The 7,785-nt window shown below is 64.1% G+C and carries 5 protein-coding genes; 1 reads left to right on the forward strand and 4 read right to left on the reverse strand.

The features are described from left to right. Nucleotides 1–51: 51 nt before the first annotated feature. A complete protein-coding gene (locus E1809_RS24295) occupies nucleotides 52–2,313 on the reverse strand; it encodes a prolyl oligopeptidase family serine peptidase (RefSeq protein WP_133206810.1) in 2,262 nt (753 codons plus the stop codon). A gap of 59 nt (nucleotides 2,314–2,372) precedes the next feature. Here E1809_RS24295 and E1809_RS24300 point away from each other — a divergent pair, with 59 nt between their 5' ends. Next, nucleotides 2,373–4,352 (forward strand): FAD/NAD(P)-binding protein, encoded by a 1,980-nt coding sequence (locus E1809_RS24300; RefSeq protein WP_133206811.1) that lies wholly within the window; start codon nucleotides 2,373–2,375, stop codon nucleotides 4,350–4,352. A 322-nt stretch (nucleotides 4,353–4,674) separates the two neighbouring features. Here E1809_RS24300 and E1809_RS24305 read toward each other — a convergent pair whose 3' ends face one another. The 3 genes from E1809_RS24305 to E1809_RS24315 form a co-directional block, all read right to left on the reverse strand. Beyond that, nucleotides 4,675–5,454, reverse strand: a complete 780-nt coding sequence (locus tag E1809_RS24305; RefSeq protein ID WP_133206812.1) for a VOC family protein — start codon at nucleotides 5,452–5,454, stop codon at nucleotides 4,675–4,677. A gap of 111 nt (nucleotides 5,455–5,565) precedes the next feature. Next, entirely contained in the window at nucleotides 5,566–6,441 is an 876-nt protein-coding gene (locus tag E1809_RS24310; RefSeq protein WP_133206813.1) for an undecaprenyl-diphosphate phosphatase, read from the reverse strand. Between the two features lie 66 nt (nucleotides 6,442–6,507). Continuing rightward, the coding region (locus E1809_RS24315) for a (2Fe-2S)-binding protein (protein ID WP_205754320.1) at nucleotides 6,508–7,785 on the reverse strand (1,278 nt) is incomplete at its 5' end.

A 7,785-nucleotide genomic window follows, 5' to 3' on the forward strand; every position in this document is an offset into this window, starting at 1 on the left:
TAGCCCACCAAGGATACGCAGAACCAGGCACGCAGCGCAAAACGGGCAGGCCTACAGCCCCGGCTCCCGCTTTCCGGCCAGCGCCTTCCAGAGGAAGTGCTGGCTGCGGGCTTGGAGAGATGCTGCCTGCCGGTTGTCCGACGCTCCTGCATGGCCGCCTTCAAGGGCTTCGTGATACCAGACGTTGGGGATGCCCATCGCTTGCATCCGAGCGGCCATCTTCCGGGCTTGGACCGGGCCGACGCGGTCGTCGGATGTGGCGGTCCAAATGAACGTCTCGGGATAGTCCACTCCGTCACGCAGCAAGTGGTAAGGCGAGAAGGTCCGGATGAATTCCCATTGCTCGGGCATGTCGGGGTCCCCGTATTCGGCAATCCATGAATAGCCCGCGGAGAGCTTGGTGTAGCGGCGCATGTCCAGCAGCGGCACTCCGCAGGACACGGCCCCGAACAACTCCGGGTATTGGGTCAGCATGTTGCCTACGAGCAGTCCGCCGTTCGAGCCGCCCACGCAACCGAGCCGGCGAGGACTCGTGACGCCGCGCGAGATGAGGTCCCGGGCAACGGCCGCGAAATCCTCGAACGCCCGGTGCCGGTTTGATTGAAGGGCGGCACGGTGCCAGGACGGGCCGTATTCGCCGCCGCCGCGGATGTTGGCCACAACGTAAACGCCTCCGCGCGAATGCGGGCCTTCGCCGCCGTCGGAATTGATGGCGTCGCTCCTGCGTTCCAGCCACGCGCGTCCGATCGTGCCGCTATAGGCGGGAGTCCTCGAGACTTCGAATCCGCCATAGCCGGAGAGTTGCGTGGGGTTCTCGCCGTCGAGATCCAGGTCCTTGGAGGCAACCTGGAAATAGGGCACGCGGGTGCCGTCCGCGGATGTGGCGAAATGCTGCTGGACTTCGTAGTCGGCGTCGTTGAAGAACGACGGCGAGGACTTCACCACCGCGTGGGTGCTTGCAACGCCGCCGTCGTGGCCGCCGTCGAGGGTGTAGCTCGCAATGCCCGGCGTCAAGGTGCCGCGGGTGAGCGTGGTGGGAGTGGTGAAGCCGGTGGCTACGAGCCAGAAGTCGTTGCCGGCGTCGTCGCTTTCTGCTTCGTCTTCGTCGTCCACTGCGTAGGCGTTCACGTCGTGCAGTGGCGGGCACGCGTCGAGCAAAGTCATGGCCCATCCGCCGGTGTTGTCTTTGCGCGCGGGGTCGAGAACCCTGATTTCGGAGGAAACATCATGCAGCAGGTTGAGGAGCAGGTAGTCGCGCGTCCAGCTCCAGGACTGCAAGGAGGTGTGCTCGTCGGGAGTAAAGAGCACGGTGAAGTCACGAGCGCCGGAAAGATAATCCTCGAAATCGGCGGCCAGCAACGAGCCAGCCGGGAAGGTCATGCCTTCAACCGTCCAGTCCTGCCGTGGACGGAACATGAGCCAATCGCGGTGCGAGCTGAGGTTGACGTCGGTGGGCACCTCGATCGGGAGCCAGCCGTCGTCGCGCAGTACTGAGGTGGTGCGGTTGAAGAAATCGATCCAGTCGACGGCGAAAGTGCGTTCGAACCCCGGTGTGGAATCGTGGGCGACGAGCGCCATCATGTGGTCCTCGGGGATATCGAAAATCCGTTCTGCGGCAGCAAGCGATTCTCCGCGGCGCAGCTTCACCCCAGTGCGGGCGTAGGAGGACGTGGTCTTGGGCAGGCTGTCTGCCGTCGACGCGACCAGGAGGGTGTCGCCGTCGAGCCAGCTCACGTTGCCCTTCGCGACCGGAAGGTCGAATCCGCCCGCGGCGGGGTCCACGAACCGGCGGGTCTCGACGTCGAACTCGCGATGGCGGTTCGCGTCACCGCCGTCGGGGGACAGGGCGACGATCGCGAGGCGGTATGGTTCGCCGTCGGCGGGGCGCAGGAAGTTTGCGCCGTGGAAGACCCACTCTTCGCCTTCGGTGGCGGCCAGGGCATCGATGTCCAGGAGGATGTCCCATTCGGGTTCGTCGCTCAGGTAGCTCTCCCACGTGGTCCGGCGCCAGAGTCCCTTGGGATTCTGCTGGTCTTTCCAGAAGTTGTAGTAGTGCTCCCCGCGCTTGTTCACCATGGCGATTTTGTCCGTGGAGTCGAGGACTTCCAGGATTCCGGCTTCAAGTTCGGCGTACTCGGCGTCGTCGAGCAAGTCCTCGGTCCGGGCGTTTTGTTCCCGGACCCAGGCCAGCTGCTCTTCGCCGTGGATGTCCTCGAGCCAGATGTTCTCGTCAACGGGCTCGGGCGCGGTTGCGTTTCCCTGGGCTGTCCGGTTGTCGGGCACGGGCGCTTGATCAGCTGCTGTGGTGGTCATGCCCCATCCTAGAGTGCCTGTCTGAGGAGGAAGCAAGTCACAAGACGTTAGGCTTGGGCGTGGGAAAATTGCGGAAGTTACGGGTGGGGCTGATCGGGGCGGGCCCCCGGGGCACCAGCGTGCTCGAGCGTTTGCTCGCCAATTGGGCCGCGATGGAGACCGAGGGCCGTTCCCTGCACATCGACCTCGTCGATCCGTTCCCGGCCGGTCCCGGCCACGTCTGGCAGCCCGGACAATCCCGGCTCTACCTCATGAACACGCAGTCGTTCTACCCCACCTTGATCCCTGAGGATCCGCAGCTTGCGCCGCCGCTCGCCGGGGGTTCTTTCGACCAATGGCGCGTGGAACAGTGTGCAGGAGACGGCGCGGACCTGAGTGCTGAGGAACTCAAGGAGCTTTCCGCGCTCGCTTCCAACGACTTTCCCAGCCGCGCGCTCTACGGGCGGTACCTCGGCTCCACGCTCGACGCGCTACTCGAGCGGCTTCCGGCCAGCGTCGACGTCGAATTCCACCGGAGCAGTGCCGTTGCCGCGCGGCCAGTACAGGAGCGGACGGCGGACGGGCGTGCGGGTGGAGGGTTCGACGTCGAACTCGACGACGGCGGGCGGCTCGCCGTCGATTTCCTCGTCCTCGCGTTGGGTCACCTTGAGTCCCGCCTCAACCCGGAACAACGCTCGTTCAGCGAAGCAGCGAGCGAAGTGGGGCTGGGTTACTTTCCGCCGGCCGCGCCGGCCGACGTCGACTGGGACCTGGTGCCGGAAGCCGAACCCGTGCTGGTTCGCGGAATGGGGCTCAACTTTTTCGACGTCATGGGCCAGCTGACTGAAGGCCGGGGTGGCAGGTTCGTCCGGGTCGGCGACGGCATCGCCGGGAAGCTCAAGTACGTGCCGTCGGGCCGGGAACCGAAGATCATTGCAGCCTCGAGGCGCGGCACCCCGTACCGGGCCAAGGCGGGCCTGGACGGCTACTATCCGAAGTCGGTCCGCTTGCGGTACCTGACCGAAGGGGCGCTCAAGCGATTCGCGACGGCGGGCATCCAGCCCGGTTTCGACCACGACCTTTGGCCGCTCCTTCACCGGGATGCCGTGTGGGCGTACTACTCCACGCTGGTTGTCGCCGAACCGGTGGCTGTGTCCGACGCCCCGGAATTCCTGGCGGCGCTCAAGGATTTGTTGAAACCGCATGCCCACGCAACTGCTCGGTGGGAACACCAGGTTGCCGAGTTGGTTGCGGCCCATGTCGCGACGTCGAGGCGGCTCGACTTGTTGGGCCTCGCGGCGCCGCTTGCCGGGCGTTCCTTTGCTTCCCGGAAGGAACTGGACACCGCCGTCGTGGATTACCTGGACGACGACGCTCGCCGATCCGCGCTGGGGGAGGCCGACCCCGTCAAGATGGCGATCGGTGCTTTGCATGCGGGAAGGGCGATCTTGAAGACGGCGGTCGCGGATGGCGGAATCACGGATGAGACCTGGGTAGGTGAGCTTCGCGGCTGGTTCGAATCGTTCGTGGAGGGGCTCGCGAGCGGGCCTCCCGCGCTGCGTTCCGAGCAGTTGGCCGCGTTGGCGCGTGCCGGCGTCGTGAGTTTTGTGGGGCCGGATCCCCGCTTCAGCGTGGACCACACACAGGGAGTTTTCCGGGCGGTTTCGGCCTGGGTGCACGACGACGCCGCGGAAGCCAAGACGTTGATCGAGGCGATGTCTCCGGCGAACAGGGTTGGTGCGAGCGTATCTGCGTTCATGGGGCAATTGCTGGCCGATGGGTTGGTGCGGCCCAAGATGATGATGACCGTTGAGGGTGTTCCGGTGCAGACTTCCGGCTTGGACGTGCAAGCGCATCCGTACAGGCCGGTGGGTGCTAACGGATCGGTGACTCGCGGGATGTATGTCCTTGGCCTGCAGCTTTCTTCGGCCCAATGGGGTACGGCAATTGCCGCCGAGGCCCGACCCTCCGATGGGCCGGTGTACCGAAGCGGCCAGCGTACGCTCCGCGATGCCGACGAAATCGCAAGGGACATGCTCGGCCTTCCCCTCCAAGAATGAGCATGCTCCGCGGTCAAAAATGAGCATGCTCCGCGCTGGGCGTGAGGAGCGGACATAATCCAAATATGTCCATTCGTCGAGTCCAGGGGAGAGCATGCTCAGTGGAGGGTGTGGGCGAAGCGAACAGCAAAGCCGCATCTCCGCGCACGCCGAAGCGTTGTCCCACAAACTAAACAGCGATGTCCCCCAAACAAAGAAGGAGCATGCTCCGCGCTGGACGCGAGCAGTGGACATAATCCGAATATGTCCACTGCTCACGCCGCAGGGAGAGCATGCTCCTTGGTGGTGCGATGTCTGGCCGCGAGGGCCGGGGCCGATGCCCTTAGGAAGGACGGTTTTCGATGAGCTTGAAAATAGCGCCCGTGGGGTCGGTCAGGGTGGACATCCGGCCGTAAGGGGTGTCTTCCGCCGGCTGGATGACGGTGGCGCCCAGGGAAACAGCCTGTTCGATGGTGGAATCAACCTTGTCCACGGCGAAGTAGACGCCCCAGTAGGACGGAACCTCGGCAGGAAGGAAGCCGGAAGCGTCCATGATGCCTGCCTTGGCGTCATCTCCGGCGCCGAGCGTGGTGTAGCGGAATTCGGGGGTGTCTCCCATGACCGTGGTTTCCCAGCCGAAGACGTTCTGGTAGAAGGCGACGGCGGAGTCGTACTGCTTGGCAAACAGTTCGTGCCAGGCAGGCGCACCGGTTTCAGCTGCTACCTCGTAGCCCTTCATTTCGCCGAACTGCCAAGCACCGATTGCGGCACCGGACGAGTCCGCGAACATTGCCATGGTTCCCTGGTCCGGGACCTCCATGGGTTCCATGTAGACCTGTCCGCCGTTGGCCACAGCGGCTTCCGCGGTTGCCTTGATGTCGTCGGTCCGCAAGTAGGTGGACCAGACATCGGGCATCTGGGCCATGTTTTCCTGCTTCTGCATGATCCCGGCTACCAGCTTGCCGTCCTTGGAAGCCGTGATGTAGCCGCCGTACTTCTCCTCGTCCCCGGTCTCAAAGGTCCAGCCGAACAACGTGTTGTAGAAGGACTTTGCTTTTTCCGTGTCCGAGGTCATCAGGTCGATCCAGCAAGGTGCGCCGGGGGTGATTTCAGGCGTAGGCATGTTTGCTCCTGTGTCGTTGCCGCGGCTGGTGCCACGGTTTCATGAGTGGGTGGTGGAGACAATCAGAACCCTATGCGGGCCCCCTGACAGTTTCAATGCCTTAGCTGCGTCTTACCCCATGAAGAGCATCAGGACGAAGTAGATCGCGCCGCCCAGCACGCAGTAGATCGCGAAAGGCCTGAGGGTTTTCGTCTCGAAGAAGCGCAAGAGGAACTTGGTGGCGAACCAGGCCGCGACGCCCGCACACAGGGCGCCCACCAGGAATACACCGCGTTCGTCGGCCATTGAGGGAGCGAAAAGTTCGGGAAGCTTGAGCAACGCTGCCGCCCCGATGATCGGCGTCGCAAGCAGGAAGCTGAAGCGTGCGGCGTTTTCATTGTTCAAGCCGGAGAGCAGGCCGCCCACCATCGAGGACCCCGAACGGGAGACACCCGGGATCAGTGCGGCTGCCTGGGCGGTGCCGATGACCAACGCGCGCTTCCACGTCAAGGTGGCGATCTCGGCGTCGGACGCTGTGGCGGTTACCGGCCGGGCGGACCGGCGGCTTTCCCGGGTCCGCAGCCGCTCGGCGGCGAAAAGGACGATTCCGTTGATCATCAGGAATGCGGCGGCGATCAGCGGGGAACCGAAGAGGTTCCGGATGGGCTTTTCCAGCACCAAGCCGATGATTCCGGCCGGGACGGTACCGATGACGAGGAGCCAGCCGAGCTTCGCATACGTGTCCGACGGCGCCACCTTCCGGTCGCGGATGGACCGTCCCAGTCCCTTGGCGATTTCGATCCAGTCGCGGAGGAAGAAGAAGAACAGCACGATCGCTGTCGCCAAATGGGTGGCGATGAGGAAATTGAGGAACTCAGGCGCTTTCTGGTCCAGGTTCCAAGCAAAAAGCTTGGGGAGGATCACGCTATGGCCAAGGCTGGAAATCGGAAAGAGCTCAGTGATTCCCTGCAGCAGGCCCATGATGACGGCCTGGATCATATTAATCATGGGCTCGATCCTAGCCAGCCCGCGTTACCGGGAAGTGAACGCGGGCTGGGAACCGGCAGCGTGCCCTCAGCCCTCCATTCCGCGGACAGGGATGGAGGCGGAGGAGATCAGGACACTGCCTTTTTCCTCCTGGGTGGCCGGGCGGATCTGGCCGCGTTCGGGAACGAAGGCGATCGATTCATCGGCGGCGTCCGGAGCGTTCACGAAGGAGCGGAAGCGGCGGAGGCGCTCGGGATCCTTGAGCGTCGCGGCCCATTCGTCTTCATAGTTCTCGACGTGGGCGGCGATGGCCGCCTCAAGTTCCCGGGCGATGCCGAGCGAGTCCTCGACGACGACCTGCCGCACGTGGTCGAGCCCGCCGTCGAGCTCTTCCTGCCAGCGCGCGGTGCGCTGCAGGCGGTCGGCGGTTCGGATGTAGTACATGAAGTAGCGGTCGATGTACTTGATGAGGGTTTCGTCATCCAGGCCGCCTGCGAGGAGCTGGGCATGCGCAGGGTTCGCACCGCCGTTGCCGCCCACGTAGAGGTTCCAGCCGTCCGCCGTCGCGATCACGCCGACGTCCTTGCCGCGGGCTTCGGCGCATTCGCGGGCGCAACCGGAAACACCGAGCTTGAGCTTGTGCGGGCTGCGCAGCCCGCGGTACCGCAATTCCAGGTTGATGGCCATGGCCACGGAATCCTGGACACCGAAACGGCACCACGTGGAACCGACGCAGGATTTCACCGTGCGCAGGCTCTTGCCGTAGGCCTGGCCGGATTCGAACCCCGCGTCGACCAGTTCCGTCCAGATCTCCGGAAGTTGCTCCAAGCGGGCGCCGAACATATCGATGCGCTGACCACCCGTGATCTTCGTGTACAAGCCGTACTTCTTCGCGACAGTACCGATGACGACGAGCTTGTCAGGCGTGATTTCGCCGCCGGCGATGCGGGGGACCACCGAGTAGGTGCCGTCCTTCTGCATGTTGGCCAGGGCGCGGTCGTTGGTGTCCTGCAGCGTTCCACGGCCGGCATCGAGCACATACGCGGAATGCTGCGACGCCAAAATGGACGCGATGGTGGGTTTGCAGATGTCGCAGCCGGCGCCGGTGCCGTATTTGGCCAGGATCTCTTCGAAGGAGTCCAGTTCCAGGACGCGGATGGCGTCGAAGAGTTCCTGGCGGGAGAGCGCGAAGTGTTCGCACAGGGCCTTGGAGACCTCGATCCCGGACTTCTTCAGTTCCCCTTCGAGGAGCTTCTTGAGCATCGGCACGCACGAGCCGCACTGCGTGCCCGCGCGGGTGCAGGTCTTCAGTTCGCCCAGTTCCTGCACCGGGGCGTTGCCCTCGCAGGACCCGCAGCCGTTGAT

The organism is Arthrobacter terricola (genome assembly GCF_004354015.1).
GTDB lineage: Bacteria > Actinomycetota > Actinomycetes > Actinomycetales > Micrococcaceae > Arthrobacter > Arthrobacter terricola.